This window comes from Bradyrhizobium sp. (assembly GCF_035273305.1).
GTDB lineage: Bacteria > Pseudomonadota > Alphaproteobacteria > Rhizobiales > Xanthobacteraceae > Bradyrhizobium.
This window is the reverse complement of sequence record NZ_DATEPI010000028.1, coordinates 1-15236: the sequence shown is the minus strand read 5'-3', so window position 1 is coordinate 15236 and position 15236 is coordinate 1. Positions and strand designations below refer to the sequence as shown.

The following is a 15236-nucleotide window of genomic DNA, read 5'->3' as shown; positions in this document are numbered from 1 at the left end:
GCGCGCGATTTCGCTGGTCGTGACCGGCAACGACAGTAACATCGTCAGCAACGTCGCCGCTGAATTGGCGACGCAGATGAAACGCATTCCGATCATCTCCGACGTGATCTCGGAGACTTCGCTCGATCGCCCGGAGCTGCGCATCCAGCCCAAGGCCGATCTCGCCGCGCGCCTCGGCGTCTCGACCGAAAGCCTGTCGCAGACTATCCGCGTCGCCACTATTGGCGACGTCGGCCCGGCGCTGGCGAAGTTCGACGCCGGCGGCCGGCTGGTGCCGGTCCGCGTGCAGCTCGAGGACGCCGCGCGCGGCGATCTCGCGCTGCTTGAGCAGTTGCGCGTGCCGCTGGGCCTGCACGGCGAGAAGGGCGGCGTGCCATTGTCTGTGGTGGCCGACATCAAGCTCGATCAAGGCCCGACCAGCATCAATCGCTATGACAGGGAACGTCAGGCGACGGTCGCCGCGGACCTGGTCGGCTCCGCCGCGCTCGGCGACGCCACCAGGAAGATTTACGAATTGCCTGTCATGAAGACGCTGCCGAAAGGCGTCAAGGTCAGCCCATCCGGCGATGCCGAAAGCCTCAACGAACTGTCGGAAGGCTTCGCGAGGGCGATTACCGTCGGATTGATGATGGTGTATGCCGTGCTGGTGCTGCTGTTCGGCACTTTCCTGCAACCGATTACGATTTTGTTCTCGCTGCCGCTCTCGATCGGCGGGGCTATAGCGGCGCTGCTGGTGACGGGCAAGCAGCTCACCACGCCGGTGTGGATCGGCATCCTGATGCTGATGGGCATCGTCACCAAAAACGCCATCATGCTGGTGGAGTTCGCGGTCGAGTCGATGCGCGAAGGCAAGCCGCGCGAGGAGGCGATCATCGACGCCGGCATGAAGCGAGCACGACCGATCGTCATGACCACGATCGCAATGGCCGCCGGCATGATTCCGTCGGCGCTGGCGTTCGGCGCCGGCGGAGAGTTTCGCTCGCCGATGGCGCTGGCGGTGATCGGCGGCCTCTTGTTCTCCACCGTGCTGTCGCTGGTATTCGTGCCGGCGATGTTCATGCTGATGGACGACATCGGCGCGCTGTGTTGGCGCTTTAGCCGGAAGCTGATCGTCTCCACGCCCGACCCGCAAGTGCCGCGGCAGGATCAGCCTGCCGATCGCAACAGGCCGTCGAAGATACTTCGCTCGCCCGCGGCGGAGTGAACTGCGATGCGCGAGCAGCCGGGTTCCACCCGTTGCCGTGCGCTTCGGACTGTGAGTGGGCGGCTGCAAGCCGATAGTCGGGCTGCGCGAATCAGCTAAGCTTGCGCCGGACTCCGGGAGACCGACATGGCTGCAGACAGCAACAGCATGATTGCGTGGCATCGGGCGCAGATCGCACGGCTTCGTGAGACCTTGCGACGTCTCGAGACCGCCAACTTTGCCTATGGCGAGATTGCCGGCGCAAAATCGACCGGCCAACCGCCTAAGGATGTTGTGGAGGTGAAGCGGAAGATCCGCCAATCCCAGGAGATCATCACCGCGCATGATCGACAAACCCGCCGTCCTCTCACCACCGACCATCACACGCTCGCCAGTGCGCGCTGGAGCAACTGGAACGCGCGCGGCCCTTCGAACGTGGGCTAGACCGCTCGCGTTGTATTTGGATTCAGATTTCAAACAGCCACGCAGCTCGCTCCGACGCTTGCGCAATCAATCCTCTCGGTTCGAGACGCGCGACGTTGCCGCGAAACTCACCATGAGGATCGATTTCGTCGCTGCGAAAGCAGCTCGCTCCTTCTTATCCCTCCCACCTGTGGGGAGGGTGGCGCGAAGCGCCGGGTGGGGGTTAGGTGGCGGACGGATCGCGCGATATCTCGCTAGCGAAAGCAGCCCCCACCCGTCACATCGTTCGCTCCGCTCACGATGTGCCCGCCCTCCCCACAAGAGGGGGAGGGATAAGAAAAAGCGCTCTTTCGCGCCACAAGGGCGAGGATGAAGCACCCGCATTTCCAAAACACACCTCCGCGATCCCGCGGCGCGATTTTGCCCGAGCCATGCATGATGATTTCGCCCGAAAGAAACGAGGGCGTGGGGAATGCCGGGTGCTCGATGCACCCGCAGCCTCGCGTGGGAAAAAGTAGAACCACACGAGCGTAGTCACCGCGAGGTCCACCGGAATCACCCGGCATTCCCGCACGCAATGGTTTTAACGGTTTACTTCGTGATCTCCCCGGTGATCGGGCTTTATTGTCACCGTCGTCAGCGGATTAAAGGTGTGTCCGCGCCCGGTTGGGCCGACACGCCTCCGCAAAACTTGACACCAGCGTCGAGGCGTCAGGACACGACTTCATCGTCCGCAGCATGCGCTGTTCGTCGATCGCGCCCTGGGATCGCTCACGGGAGACCCGCCCTGCAATCCCCTTGCGCGCCAGCGCTGCCGCGGCCATCGCATCCTGCCCCGCGTTCGTGACGATCGCGATACGCCCCTGAGTGGGGCAGGACGGCGCGGCTTATAGAAGTGATTTGGGTAAATCGCGAAGTGGAAAATATTTGAAGATGGGGCTGGACGTGGAAACGGGTGATTTGGTCGTCCGGGCAAATCGCGAGCAAGCGAAACCTTTCAAAAATATGTTTGGACGTCGACCTGCTTGGAAAACGTCTATCGGGCCAACGCTTCTCGCTAGAACACGGACTCACGTCAGTGGCTGGTCCAATTAGCTCGATTGATAATGGCAGCTTACGCACGGATAGGTTGCAGACTCCGGTAAGCTTTGTATTGTCCTTGGTCTGACTGAAACGGGGGCTACTGATTTGAACGCGGCTGCGTGGTACGTTTTTGATGGCGCTTCCCCACACGGGCCCATGTCGCGCGCTGAGGTGGTGCAATTCGTCGGGCGATTTCCTGATCGCGATGACGTTGCTGTCTGGCGTCCCGGGTTGGACGGCTGGCAGCCAGTGGGCCAACTGTTCGACATTGGGGCCCCGACCAGATTGGTGAGTGCTCCAGTGGATATTTCCAGCACGCGGCGATATTCCATTTACGGCGTGTATTTCGGTGTATCCGTCCTCATTTGCGATTATCTGTTTGAATGGAGAGGGGCAAAATACGCGCCTTGGCGAGGCAACGGCGTCACCGAAAATATCGGATACATAGTTGGCAGCCTAACAACCTGCGTCGTCGTCGCGTTCATCGTCGGTTGGATAGTCGATTTCGCAACCAGGAAGTCACGGCGCAAAAGTGTACGGGACCGGAGTACATTCGAACAGCCCGAAATTATCGTTGAGGTGCCGCTCGATCCGAATAGACGAAAAAATTTCATCGCGCGCTTTTGGCGCGGCGAATATTCTCTCGGAATTTCGTACTGGCTGTTTGGACTCATTGGCAACATCGCTGTTGCCGTTCTTGTTTCTGTCATCGCATTGCTTTTTCGAATCGGCAACGGATATGAGCCGGTCGCAATCCTGGGATTTTTGGTCTGCGTGTGGCTAGCTATACTCGCTTATAGCGTCTGGATTGTCTTTGGTACTTGGCGATCAGCAAATCGCCACATCGCCCGGCGTCAATCGATCGGGAAGCGGGCTGGATGGGCAGTGGCAGCCAAGATCTCTTTGTCATTGGGACTTTTCAGCTCAGTAGGTGTTTTCTCAACTGCTGGATGGCCGCAATTAGTCGAGACATCCCGGATCGTCTTTTTGGATGATCCCGATGTGCCCGCCTACTCGATCCGGGTGATGAGAAACGGAACCGAGGCAGAGATTAGTGGAGGCTTCAAATTTGGCTTGACCGATGACTACATCAAGGTCCTTAAGGCGTCCCGCCAAATCAAGACAGTACATCTCGACAGTGTCGGAGGACGAATTGGCGAAGCCATCAAGCTGAACGCCGTACTAAAGGCGCATGGTGTGGACACCTACGTTTCCAATGGCTGCTTTTCGGCGTGCACAATCGCATTTGCGGCCGGTCGCAACAGGTTCCTCCGAAAGGGCGCTACCCTGGGATTTCACGCTCCGGCGTTTGCTGGAATGCAAACACTGTCATTGGAAGATGTGACCGCCGACCAAAAGCGACTTTTCATCGCAGCGGGCTTCGATAAAAGCTTCGTGGATAAAGCCCTCTCCACCCCCAACTCCGACATTTGGGAACCTTCAGCTGAAGTTTTGTCAACAGCCCATGTAATTACAGGATTGTCGGACGGGAGCGAGTTTGCGCTCTCAGGCTTGGGTGGGGATGCAACCAAAGCCGAACTAGGCGACATACTGATAAGAGCGCTGCCGCTTGTCCAAACTCTCAAGGACAGGTTTCCAAAGCACTATGACGCAATTCTCAGCACTTATTACCATGACTATATTGACGGAGAGACAGAAGCTGAATCGATTGCAGGAGCGCGCGCGAAGATGCTTTCAATCATTTCGAGGCTTCGGCCTCTTGCGGATGATGCCGTGTTGTCAGACCTGGGAGGCGTCTACGCCGATGAATACTTGGCTTTGGCCGCGAAGAACCCGGCTGCCTGCTATCGGTACGCCGCCGCTGGTGGCGCTAAAACTCGTTTTGTCGCAGACCTGCCAGCCTCGCTCGTTGATAGAGAAAACGAAATCAATCGGCGTATTGTCGACAGTGCGAAAGAGCGGCAAGACAGTGCGGCGCCTGTTATTGCCGATCTTTGGAAAAAGTTAGCCTACCAGCTCGCTGCAAAAGGCGTCGGGAAAGACAAGTTCAACCTTCTGACCAGCGACTCCGTCGGTCCGGCGAGATATAAAGATTATTGCCAGGCTACGGTGACTTTCTACCGCGAAATCGCGCGTCTGCCGCAAAGGGAAGCAGCGATTATCATGCGTTCGATCTTTGCCGAGAAGTAATGAGCCAATGGCCAGGCGAGCGTGGTGCTATACGAGCTACGCTTTTGCCGCTTGGCCAGCACGTCCGCGTTCTGCTAACGGTGATGTCGAACAGGGCTCGCACCCCGATGAACGCTTTCACCACTCTCGCTCCTTCCCGAGACTGCCTCGCTTCCCTGACGACCGCCCTGCTCCTGCTCGCCCTCGTCTGTTCGCCCTCCCTCGCAGCAGACGAAACTGACGCGCCGAAGGGCGCGGCGGTGACGGTGCTCAAGGCGGCGAAGTCCTGCTTCGGCGATATCGTCGAGGCGTCCGGCATCGTGATCGCACGCGAGGAGACCGCGGTGCGACCCGATCGACCGGGGCTCAAGGTGGCGGAAATTCTGGCCGAGCCGGGCGATAACGTCACGGCGGGCCAGACGCTGGCGCGGCTCACCCAGCCGGAAGGCGGCGTCACGCAGGTGCAGGCGCCGGTCGCGGGGCTGATCTCGGCATCATCCGCGGTGATCGGCGCGATCGCGTCGGGCAAGGGCGAGGCGCTGTTCGCGATCATCGCGCGCGGCGAATTCGATCTGGTCGGCCTGGTGCCGGTGCAGGCGATCGCCAAGCTCGCGGCCAACCAGAGCGCGCGGATCAAGGTGATCGGCGCCGGCGAGGTCGAGGGCAAGGTGCGCAGGGTGGCGCCGACGGTCGAACCCAACGTCCAGCTCGGTCAGGTGTTGATCAGCATCATCACCAACCGGCGGCTACTGGTGAATTCGTCCGGACGGGCTTTGATCAAAACCGGGCAGAGCTGCAATGTGTCGGTGCCGCTGACCGCGGTGCTCTATGGCGGGGCCGGCACCGTGGTGCAGGTGGTGCGGCGCGGGCGGGTCGAGACCAAGCGGGTCGAAGTCGGGCTGACCTCCGGCGGCGACGTCGAAATCCGCGACGGCATCAACGAAGGCGATGTCGTGGTGGCCCGCGCCGGTGCGCTGCTGCGCGAGGGCGATCCGGTCCGCGCGGTGAACGCGAGCGCTGAGGGGAAGTGAGACGCGGCGCGAGGACCCCGAATGGAAGCGATTTGCTGGTCTAGCCGGTCCACACAATATCAAGTCAGGGGTTATGGGTCCCTGCGTTCGCAGGGACGACGTGCTGATAGATTTGGGTGCTATGTCATTGCTGTAGCGGACGCGTAGAGATCGTCGTCCCTGCGAAAGCAGGGACCCATAGCCACCGGCCTTTATTGTTACGATAGGTGTTCGACATCTTTATAAGACTAGCGCGATGAGCAGCGAGCGCGCTCAAACGAAGCGCAACGTTCACCGGCGTCGAACCATGTACTACGTCTATATTCTCGCGAGCCGGCGTCATGGGACGTTGTACATCGGGGTGACAAACTCGTTGCAGAAGCGCTTGGCGGAACACCGCAATGGTGTAGGCTCCTCGTTTGTCAAAGCTTACGGCGTTTATCGACTCGTTTATGCCGAATCTTATGAACGTCCAGACGAAGCCATCGGCTGGGAAAAGCAGTTAAAGCGCTGGAAGCGTGACTGGAAAATCGAGCTGATCGAACGCGAGAACCCTGAATGGCGTGACCTTAGCGATTTGCTGGTCTAGCCGGTCCACACAAAATTCAGGTCAGGGGACGCGATGAGCGCTAGTGCGCTCACGCTGGGGTACCTGCTTTCGCAGGGACGACGTACATTTGCGTGCTACGTCACACAACTACCCACCGGCGTTTGCAGTATTTTCGGTCATACCGAAACGCACATCTTCCTGCAGCAAGCCCGACAGTGACGGCACCTGCTCGCCTTCCGAAGCCCTGGCGACCGCGAGCCGCGTGTTGTCGAACACGGTCTCGGCGTCGGACTTGTCGAGTTGCCGGTCTGTGAGATTGTTGAGCAGCTCGGACATCAACGCCGAGTTCTGGCCGGCGGAATCGTCGGCGACCTTGTCCGGCATCGCCGAGGTCAGGATCAGCGCGTTGTCGGGCGCCTTGATCTGCGCCAACCCGTGGGAGTAGGCGCGGAAACGCCGCTCATACGGATTGCGCCGGGCGGCATCGATGACCACAAGCTTGGCGCAGGCGCCCTGCTCTTTCATCATCTCCAGAACCGATTCAACGCTGATGCCGTTGTGGCGGACATCGCTTTCCTTCCAGATCGCGGCATCGACGGGGATCATGTAATTCTCACTGCCGACCTGAATGCCGTAGCCGCCGAAAAACACCATCACCACGGAATCCGGCTTGATCTTCGATTTCAGCCGGCCGATGGCTTGGTCCATGTCGTCCTTGCTGGCGTCTTCCACCACCTCGACATCGAAGCCGTCGTGGCGCAGCGACGTGGTCAGGCCGCGCGCATCGTTGATCGGCTGCGCCAGCGGCGCATTGGCGTCGGGATAGTGGCCATTGCCGATCACCAGCGCGATCCGCGAAGCCTTGCCGGGAATCTCCACGCTCTGCTCCACGCTCACCACGTCGGGTACAACGGTGGTGCGCTGGTTCAGCGCCGCATGCGCGCCGATCGCCAGCGACAGCACGCCAATCAGGGCGGTGGCAATCGTCACCGAGCGCCGGGAATTACTGATCTGGATCAGATTCATCACGGGTTATCCTGCTCACTCATGAACGCGCGCAATTGGGGGCGCCGAAGTCGATTTGATTTTTGGGGGTGCCCCACAATATGGCGCTAATTGCGCGCAATTTGCGGCGACGCAGCAAAGGAAGTCTTAACCCGCGGGGACGGTTCCGGCAACCTTATTGACGTAGTCGGTGGCGATAGCTTCGGACGTGTGCGAGGCCCGAGAGAGCGCGCGCGGAAAGTTCGGTGGTGTTTCAATAGCTTAGATATCGAGCCAGGACGTTGTTCCGGACAAAAGACGATGTGAAAAAGGCGGTGTGGGACATCGGCCACATTTGAGTTTTTGACCAATTCGGATAATTTTCAGTGACTTGCAGGTATTCCGGTGGGTGGCGTTTCGACCCCTCCCGACCCTGATCAGCGCGGTTTTGCGGCCTGGCTGGATCGCCCGGGAAGAAATTCGGAAAAGAAACGCCCATGGGGTTTTCGCATTTTGCCGGCGCCGCCTACCGGGCGCTGACGGCCCGGAAGGACGGCCCCTCGCTGTACGACCTCTGCGATCCCTTGCTGCTCCACCCGCCCGGCGGCGATCCGCATCTCGCCAAATTCTACAAGACCGCGCTGGCCAATCGCGCGCTGCGGCCGCTTCTCCGCCGCACCGGCCTGCCCGAACTGCGCGATGAGGCGCGGCTGGACTCATTGCGCGAGGCGCTGCTTCGGGCGCGCGACCAGGAGGCGCCGGACTGGGCCGCGATCGGCGCGCCGGTAGCGGCGCTGCTCGATACGCTCGATCTGCGGCGTCCCGCACGCAAGCCGATAAGCCTGCCCGAGCGCGCGGCAGGCGTTGCCGAGATCGAGCTGGTGATCCGCGCCTGCGGCGCGCATTTGTTGCGCTCATTCGGCCGCAATGGGTTCATCCCGGCCTATGCCGCTTTCAACCTGATCGGCGACGTTGACGTGCGCGGCCGCGAACTGCTGATGGCGCTGAGCGGGCTCAATTCGCGCGGCTACAAGAACTCGACCTTGATGTTCAACCTGGCGCGGATCTTCATCGCGCGCTCGCCCGTTCGCGACCTCGTCAACCCGCCCTGGCGCGGCATCGCCGAACCGATGTGGGAGCCGGTGCAGATCCGTCATCGGTCAGCCTATTACGACGCATTCTTCACCGAGGCCCTGTTGAGCTTTGTCGGTACCGGCCTCGCCTCGCCCGAGCAGAAGGCTGCATCGCAGCGGGCTGTCCAGAAGATGATCGAATTCTGCCTTGTCACCAGCCGCGAGCAGGTTCGCGCGCGGGACGGCCGCGCCTTCGATGTCGTGACCGCGCTGGCACCGCCGCCGCATCCGCGGTTTGCGAAGATGTTCGCGCAGATCAAGCAGGATCTCGGCTTCGCGATCTATGTGCCGGATTGCGACACTACGGCATGCTCATTCTCGGCGGCCACACAGGCCGGCTCGGAGCATCCGATGCTCGCGCAGCCGCTGGTGGATTTTTATGCCGGCTATCAGATAGTAGCCGGTGTCAACGAGCCCCGGGTGACGGTGCCGCTCAACGACCACATCGAGTACGAAGGGGGCGTCGTCACCTGGATCGAAAATCTTGCCGGCGATCGGCCGTTCGGCAACGATCTCGATCCGACGCTTAACATCGACATCGTCGAAGTCAGCTTGCGCAATCTCGCGCGCTGGAAAGTCCTGGAGAACCCGCGCCGGCTGGAAACAATTGCGCGCATCATCGATTTCCAGAGACGGCTGGCCGAGAGCGGCGCGTTCGCCGATCCACGCTCGCATATCTATTATCTGCCCGAACTCTACTGTGCCTATTTCGGTCGCTGCTACGCAGCTTTCCTGATGCTCCCGATAGCGGCGCGCGTGGCGATCGATCCGGGCGGCGCGTTCGATGTGATCCGCGCCAGGGTGCTTGAGTACGTGCAAAACGAGTTGATGGCATACGAGATGAACGCGTTCGATGCGGCGCTGGCGCTGATCGCGCTTACCCATCTCGGCGCCGAGCCAGTGAGCTTTGCGCCGGCGCTCACTTGCATTCTCAGCCATTTCGGCGAAGGCGGTCGGCGCGGGCCGTTTCGGGCCTATGAGTGGAACAAGATGAAGACCCCGACGCGGATTTTAGTGGGCGGCCCCGAGGTCACCTCCGCCTTCGTGTTGATGGCCTTGGCGCTGGTTCGGAAGACGTTGATGCGCGGCACGGCGTGAGTTGCGCGTCAACCGCAGGCCCGGCGATGCATCGTCGCCGATGAATGCCATGTGCAAAAGCGTTGCCAGTAGCGCAAAATTGAACCGAGCCGGGACCGCGAGCGCTGGCGCGAGGCTGCGATCTACTCCAGACTCGGTGATCTTTTGCTGCGATTCGTCCTTTTCAATGACCGTTGCATGCTCATGAAGTTTGTTCTGGCGGCTGCATTGCTGTTGCTGCCGGCGATCGCCGAAGCCGCCGATATCACCGGCGTGCCCAAAATCCGCGAGGGCGATCAGATCCAGATCGGCACCACCCGCATTCGGCTGGGCGGCATCGATGCCCCATCGGTCGATCAGCTTTGCCTCAACAATTCAGGCGAACGCTGGACCTGTGGTATCGCGGCGCGCGACGAACTCATCAAGCATGTCGACAACGCGAGCTGGACCTGTCACGTACGCCAGACCGACCGCCGTGGCCGGCTGGTGGCGCGCTGCGAGGTCAACGGCGAGGACATCCAGAAGTGGCTGGTGAAGAGCGGATGGGCGCTTTCCTACACGCGGATTTCCCATGACTACGATGCCGATGAAAAGGCCGCGCGCGAGGCCAAGGCCGGGATGTGGCAGGGCGCGTTCATCGCGCCGTGGGACTGGCGTGTTCGCAACAAGAAGACGACCATCCTGGGAGCCGCCAAGCCGCCCGCGAATGCGCACGCGATCCTGCTCGCGTCGGCATCCGGGCCGGTCGCACCCTCGCCGGACTGCACCATCAAGGGCAACGTCAACACCGCGGGCGAATGCATTTATCACAAGCCGACCAGCCGCTGGTATGCGCAAATCAGGATGAAAATCAGCAAGGGCACGCGCTGGTTCTGTTCGACCGAAGAGGCCGAAGCCGCAGGCTGTCGCGAGACCAGGCGATAACGAGCCCACGTCTGCTGTTTGCCGTGATCGAGCGAACGCGACGAAGCAATCCAGCCATTTACTAGCAGCACCAACATGCATTGCTTCGCTAACGCTGGCATTGACGCGCATGGGCCGGTACTCTGGCTGTTTGGACATCTTCGCCGTCTCGGAGCGCGGGCGTGACCGATCCTAACAGCGTGCACGCCAAATCATCGCCGGACCATGCACGGCTGGAGCGAGTGCTGCTGCTCGCGCTGGCGCTGGTTGGCGCCTATGCGCTGCTTGCCTATCTGGCGCTGCCGGCATTGTGGACGCATTACGAGCATCAGAGAGGCCTCGCCAACCTGCCGATGGTGACGCGCACTGCGCAAGGCATCCCCGGTGATCCGATCAATGTCGGGCTGGTCGGCGACAACAAGGACGTGCTCTGCGCCATGCAGGCGGCGGGCTGGTATCCCGCCGATCCGGTCACGCTTCGATCATCAATCGAGATCGCCGGAAGCGTGCTGCTGGATCGGCCCTATCTCGATGCACCAGTGAGTCCGCTGTTTTATCTGGACCGTCGCGAGGACCTTGCATTCGAGAAGCCGGTCGGCCATAGCGCCGATCGCCGGCATCATGTCCGCTTCTGGAATGTGCTGGCGCAGGGCCAGGAGCAGCGGCCAGTCTGGCTCGGCGCCGTAACCTACGACCGCAGCGTCGGAGTCAGCCATTATACCGGCGCCATCACCCACCACATCGCCCCCGATATCGACGCCGAACGAACACTGCTGGCGACCGACCTCGAAAACGCCGGGATGGTGGAGGCGAAATACCAGGTGACCGGGATTGGGCCGACCATGGACGGGCGCAATGGCGGCGGCGATCTCTATTACACCGATGGCGAGGTCTGGATTCTTCGCCTGGTCATCGCCTGCGCGAGGCGGACAGGGCCCGCGAGCATCATTCCGAGCCCGTCCGCGACCGAGATCAAGGATCAGATCTGGCATGCGGTGGCGAATGCATTGAAGAAATAGGTAACGGGGCGGCGGTGTTATTGCGCTATAGCATGCTGCGCCGGCTTGAATTTCCCGCCAATCCCCTGCATCCCTTGCTGGAACACAGGATAAGGAACAAAAACAATGGTCGTCCGCGCGGGCCGGGAATTCCTGGCAATCCCCGGCCCTACTACCATGCCCGACGAAGTGCTGCGGGCGATGCATCGTCCGGCGCTCGACATTTACTCCGATCAGATGGTCGAACTGACGAAATCTTTGCTCGGCGATATCTCCAGGCTGTTCGCAACCAAGGCCAATTCCTACATCTACATCTCCAACGGCCACGGCGCGTGGGAAGCGGCGCTCAGCAATGTGCTGTCGCGCGGCGACAAGGTGCTGGTGCTGGAGAGCGGCCGGTTTGCGATCGGCTGGGGCCAGGCGGCTGCGGCAATGGGCGCCGACGTCGAAGTGATGAAGGGCGACTGGCGTCGCGCGATCCGCCCGGCCGATGTCGAAGCCCGGCTGCGGCGAGACAAGAATCACACCATCAAGGCCATCCTCGCGGTGCAGGTCGATACTGCGTCCGGCGCTTACAATGACCTCGAAGCGATCGGCAAGGCGATCAAAGCCGCCGGTCATCCGGCGCTGTTCATGGTCGATGCGGTGGCCTCGCTTGCCTGCATGCCGTTCGAGATGGACGCATGGGGCATCGACGTCGCCATGTCCGGCTCGCAGAAAGGCCTGATGACGCCGCCCGGTCTCGGCTTCGTCGCAGCCAACGATCGCGCCCGTGAAGTGCACAAGAAGGCCGATCTACGGACGCCTTATTGGGACTGGACCGAACGCGACGGCGCCGAGCACTATCGCAAATATGCCGGCACCGCGCCGGTTCATCTGCTGTTCGCACTGCGCCAGGCGATCGACATGATTTTCGATGAGAAGCTCGAGAATGTGTTTCTGCGCCATCGCCTGCTGGCCGAGGCGGTACGGCGCGCTGTCTCGACGTGGGCCGAGGGTCAGGTACTGGGTTTCAACATCGCCGAGCCTGCCGAGCGATCCGACACGGTGACGACAGTTGTGATGGGAGGCGGCCACGAGCCGGACGCGCTGCATCGTTATTGCAAGGAAAAATGCGGCGTTGTGCTGGGGGTCGGCATCGGCGAATTGCATGGCCAGGCGTTCCGCATCGCGCATATGGGACACGTCAACGCCCCGATGATCCTCGGCACGCTCGGCGTTGTCGAAGTCGGCCTCAATGCGCTGGATATCCCGCATGGCAAGGGCGGTGTTGAAGCCGCCATCGAATGGCTTGGCGAAACCGTAAGCGCGTGATCACGGCGGATGCCTTTTCGGCCTGTTGATATTCGTGTTTAGATCGATCAACGGTAAATAGAGGCCGCGCGCGGCGCACCTGTTCTCGGAGGCACGCGCAAGGTATCGGGAGGCAAGTGATTGGCGTCCGTTGAATTGCGCGGCCTGACCAAGCGATTCGGATCGCTCGCCGTGGTCGACAACGTTTCGCTGCGTATCGATCACGGGCAGCTGGTCTGTCTGCTGGGTCCCTCGGGCTGCGGCAAAACCACCACGCTCCGGCTGATCGCCGGTTTTCTCGAACCGTCAGAAGGCGAGATCAACGTCGGCGATCGCATCGTGTCATCGACCGCGCGCACGCTGCCGCCCGAGCAGCGCAAGATGTCTATGATCTTCCAGAGCTACGCGCTTTGGCCTCACATGAGCGTTGCGGAAAATATCCTTTATGGGCTGCGCCTGCGAAAGCTCCCTCGCGAGACCATGGCGAAAAAGCTCAAGGAGATCCTTCAAACCACCAGGCTCGAGCCTCTCGCGCAGCGTTATCCCGGTGAATTGTCGGGCGGGCAGCAGCAGCGCGTCGCGCTCGCGCGCGCCTTGATCGTCGAACCGGAGACGCTGTTGCTCGACGAACCCTTGTCCAATCTCGACGCGAATTTGCGCGAGGAGATGCGGTTCGAAATTCGCCGCCTGCATGACGAGTATCGCTACACGACGGTTTACGTGACCCACGATCAGTCGGAGGCGATGACCACGGCCGACCTGATCGCGGTGATGAACGCCGGAAAAATCGATCAGCTCGGCACCCCGGAAGATATCTACGATCGGCCTCAATCCGAATTCGTGGCGCGCTTCATCGGCGCCAGCAACGTCATTAACGGCACCGCGCGCGACCATGATCACATTTCGTTTTCCGGAGCGACCCTGCAGGTGAGCGGCGCGAAGCTCGACCCGGGCGCGCCTGCCGTGGTCGCCATCCGTCAGCACGATATTCAGCTTTCGACGCGACCGCCCCAAACGAGCGCGAATGCGGTCAAGGCGATCGTGACACGGCAGGTTTTCCTCGGCGCAAGCCGTGACTACATGGTCGAGACCAACGATGGCACGACGTTGCGCATCGTCACATCGACCGACAACGCCGTGCCGAGGGGCACGGAAGTCTGGCTTACGCTCCCGCCCGAGCGCTGCCGCGCGCTGAGCCGATGATAGCGAGTTGGAGGATCCAATGAGAAAGCCAGGCTTCTCCAGACGCGGCATTCTGAAAGGGTCAACCGCGCTCGCGATAGGCAGCATCTTTGCTTCCGCCGCGCGTGCCGAGGCGCCGCCTGCGGTCGTCATTACACCTGGCCTGATCGAGGCCGCGCGCCAGGAAGCCAAGGTCGTCTTCTACTCGTCGATGGATCTTCCGGTCGGCGAAAAATTGGGCAAGGCGTTCGAAGCGCAATATCCAGGCATTGCCGTGCAGATCGAGCGTTCCGGATCGGAGCGCCTGTTTCAGCGGGTAGCCCAGGAATTTGCGAGCAATATCCACGCCGCCGACGTGATCAACAGTTCGGATGCATCGCATTTTATTCCGTGGAAAAAGAGCGGCTGGCTCGCGCCATTCGTCTCCGAAGACATCGCCAAATATTTTCCGCCGGAGTATCGCGATCCGGACGGCATGTTCGCCACCACGCGTATCTGGCTGTCTTCGATTGCCTACAATACCAATCTTGTGAAGCCGGAAGATGCACCCAGGAGTTTCGCCGATCTGCTCGACGCGACATGGGCGGGCAAGATGGTGAAAGGTCATCCCGCCTATAGCGGCACCATCATGACGGCAACCTTCCAGATGGTGCGCGAACTCGGCTGGGGATATTTTGAGAAGCTGGCCAGGCAGCGTGTGATGCAGGTGCAGTCGTCGACCGATCCGCCGAAGAAGCTGTCGCTCGGTGAGCGCGCCGTGATGGCCGACGGCAACGAATACGGCGTCGTGCTGTTGAAGGAAGCCAGTCAGCCGGTCGAGCCGGTCTATCCGAGCGAGGGCACGCCGACCATCTCAGGCCCGACCGGAATTTTCGCCAGCGCGCCACATCCCGATGCCGCCCGGCTATTTCAGGCCTGGCTGCACACACGCGAAACCCAGCAGTTCTTCATCGACTTCACCGCGCAACATTCGGTTCACGCGCAGGTGCATTCCAAACCCGGGCGTCGCAAGATCTCCGAGATCAAGCTGATGAAGGAAGACGCTGCAGGCGTCGAGCAAATGGCGGACGAGATCAAGACCCGTTATGCACGGCTTTTTCGGGTGTGAAGACGCCGGCCCCGCACCGCACGAATAGCTGCTGTGGCGCTATGCGCCGACGAGAAACACTTCAGAGTTGAGAGCCAATGAGCACAACGACTGCAATCGACGGCACCCGCGGCAGGGTCGATTGGACCAAACCGGTGCTGTGGCTGTTCGCGGCATGCCTGATTGTGCTGATACTGATG

The 15236-nt window shown here is 61.0% G+C and carries 12 protein-coding genes; 11 read left to right on the top strand and 1 reads right to left on the bottom strand.

What is annotated here, in order from left to right; genetic code table 11:
• From VJV58_RS01825 to VJV58_RS01805, 5 genes are all read left to right on the top strand, one after another.
• Window positions 1–1204 (top strand): efflux RND transporter permease subunit (locus VJV58_RS01825; RefSeq protein ID WP_324135610.1); only part of this gene is annotated, 1204 nt, incomplete at its 5' end.
• 126 nt (window positions 1205–1330) lie between these two features.
• Window positions 1331–1627 carry a hypothetical protein gene (locus VJV58_RS01820; protein ID WP_324135609.1) on the top strand — a complete coding sequence of 99 codons (297 nt, stop codon included), beginning with the start codon at window positions 1331–1333 and terminating at the stop codon, window positions 1625–1627.
• A gap of 1167 nt (window positions 1628–2794) precedes the next feature.
• Window positions 2795–4840, top strand: coding sequence for a GYF domain-containing protein (locus VJV58_RS01815; protein WP_324135608.1), 2046 nt, complete (start codon window positions 2795–2797; stop codon window positions 4838–4840).
• Window positions 4841–4947: 107 nt separating this feature from the next.
• Entirely contained in the window at window positions 4948–5850 is a 903-nt protein-coding gene (locus VJV58_RS01810; protein ID WP_324135607.1) for an efflux RND transporter periplasmic adaptor subunit, read from the top strand.
• A 286-nt stretch (window positions 5851–6136) separates the two neighbouring features.
• Window positions 6137–6418: a GIY-YIG nuclease family protein gene (locus VJV58_RS01805; RefSeq protein ID WP_324135606.1), complete on the top strand. Its 282-nt coding sequence runs from the start codon at window positions 6137–6139 to the stop codon at window positions 6416–6418.
• Between the two features lie 108 nt (window positions 6419–6526).
• Here VJV58_RS01805 and VJV58_RS01800 read toward each other — a convergent pair whose 3' ends face one another.
• On the bottom strand, window positions 6527–7405 hold the full coding sequence (locus tag VJV58_RS01800; protein ID WP_324135605.1) for a caspase family protein: 879 nt from the start codon (window positions 7403–7405) through the stop codon (window positions 6527–6529).
• 455 nt (window positions 7406–7860) lie between these two features.
• Between VJV58_RS01800 and VJV58_RS01795 the strand changes: the two genes are divergently transcribed.
• The 6 genes from VJV58_RS01795 to VJV58_RS01770 all read left to right on the top strand — a co-directional run bounded on the left by VJV58_RS01795 (window position 7861) and on the right by VJV58_RS01770 (window position 15057).
• Window positions 7861–9594, top strand: a complete 1734-nt coding sequence (locus tag VJV58_RS01795; RefSeq protein ID WP_324135604.1) for a hypothetical protein — start codon at window positions 7861–7863, stop codon at window positions 9592–9594.
• A 177-nt stretch (window positions 9595–9771) separates the two neighbouring features.
• Entirely contained in the window at window positions 9772–10497 is a 726-nt protein-coding gene (locus tag VJV58_RS01790; protein ID WP_324135603.1) for a thermonuclease family protein, read from the top strand.
• Between the two features lie 212 nt (window positions 10498–10709).
• Window positions 10710–11495: an LssY C-terminal domain-containing protein gene (locus VJV58_RS01785; protein WP_324135611.1), complete on the top strand. Its 786-nt coding sequence runs from the start codon at window positions 10710–10712 to the stop codon at window positions 11493–11495.
• Window positions 11496–11600: 105 nt separating this feature from the next.
• Window positions 11601–12788: a pyridoxal-phosphate-dependent aminotransferase family protein gene (locus VJV58_RS01780; RefSeq protein WP_324135602.1), complete on the top strand. Its 1188-nt coding sequence runs from the start codon at window positions 11601–11603 to the stop codon at window positions 12786–12788.
• 120 nt (window positions 12789–12908) lie between these two features.
• Window positions 12909–13970: an ABC transporter ATP-binding protein gene (locus tag VJV58_RS01775; protein WP_324135601.1), complete on the top strand. Its 1062-nt coding sequence runs from the start codon at window positions 12909–12911 to the stop codon at window positions 13968–13970.
• A gap of 19 nt (window positions 13971–13989) precedes the next feature.
• Window positions 13990–15057, top strand: coding sequence for an ABC transporter substrate-binding protein (locus VJV58_RS01770; protein ID WP_324135600.1), 1068 nt, complete (start codon window positions 13990–13992; stop codon window positions 15055–15057).
• The last annotated feature ends 179 nt before the right edge of the window (window positions 15058–15236 follow it).

Bases quoted from the DNA above. Each gene is read 5' to 3' on its own strand.
- VJV58_RS01820 (WP_324135609.1), top strand. From the start codon at position 1,331: ATGGCTGCAGACAGCAACAGCATGATTGCGTGGCATCGGGCGCAGATC.
- VJV58_RS01810 (WP_324135607.1), top strand. From the start codon at position 4,948: ATGAACGCTTTCACCACTCTCGCTCCTTCCCGAGACTGCCTCGCTTCC.
- VJV58_RS01805 (WP_324135606.1), top strand. From the start codon at position 6,137: ATGTACTACGTCTATATTCTCGCGAGCCGGCGTCATGGGACGTTGTAC.
- VJV58_RS01800 (WP_324135605.1), bottom strand. From the start codon at position 7,405: ATGAATCTGATCCAGATCAGTAATTCCCGGCGCTCGGTGACGATTGCC.
- VJV58_RS01795 (WP_324135604.1), top strand. From the start codon at position 7,861: ATGGGGTTTTCGCATTTTGCCGGCGCCGCCTACCGGGCGCTGACGGCC.
- VJV58_RS01790 (WP_324135603.1), top strand. From the start codon at position 9,772: ATGCTCATGAAGTTTGTTCTGGCGGCTGCATTGCTGTTGCTGCCGGCG.
- VJV58_RS01780 (WP_324135602.1), top strand. From the start codon at position 11,601: ATGGTCGTCCGCGCGGGCCGGGAATTCCTGGCAATCCCCGGCCCTACT.
- VJV58_RS01770 (WP_324135600.1), top strand. From the start codon at position 13,990: ATGAGAAAGCCAGGCTTCTCCAGACGCGGCATTCTGAAAGGGTCAACC.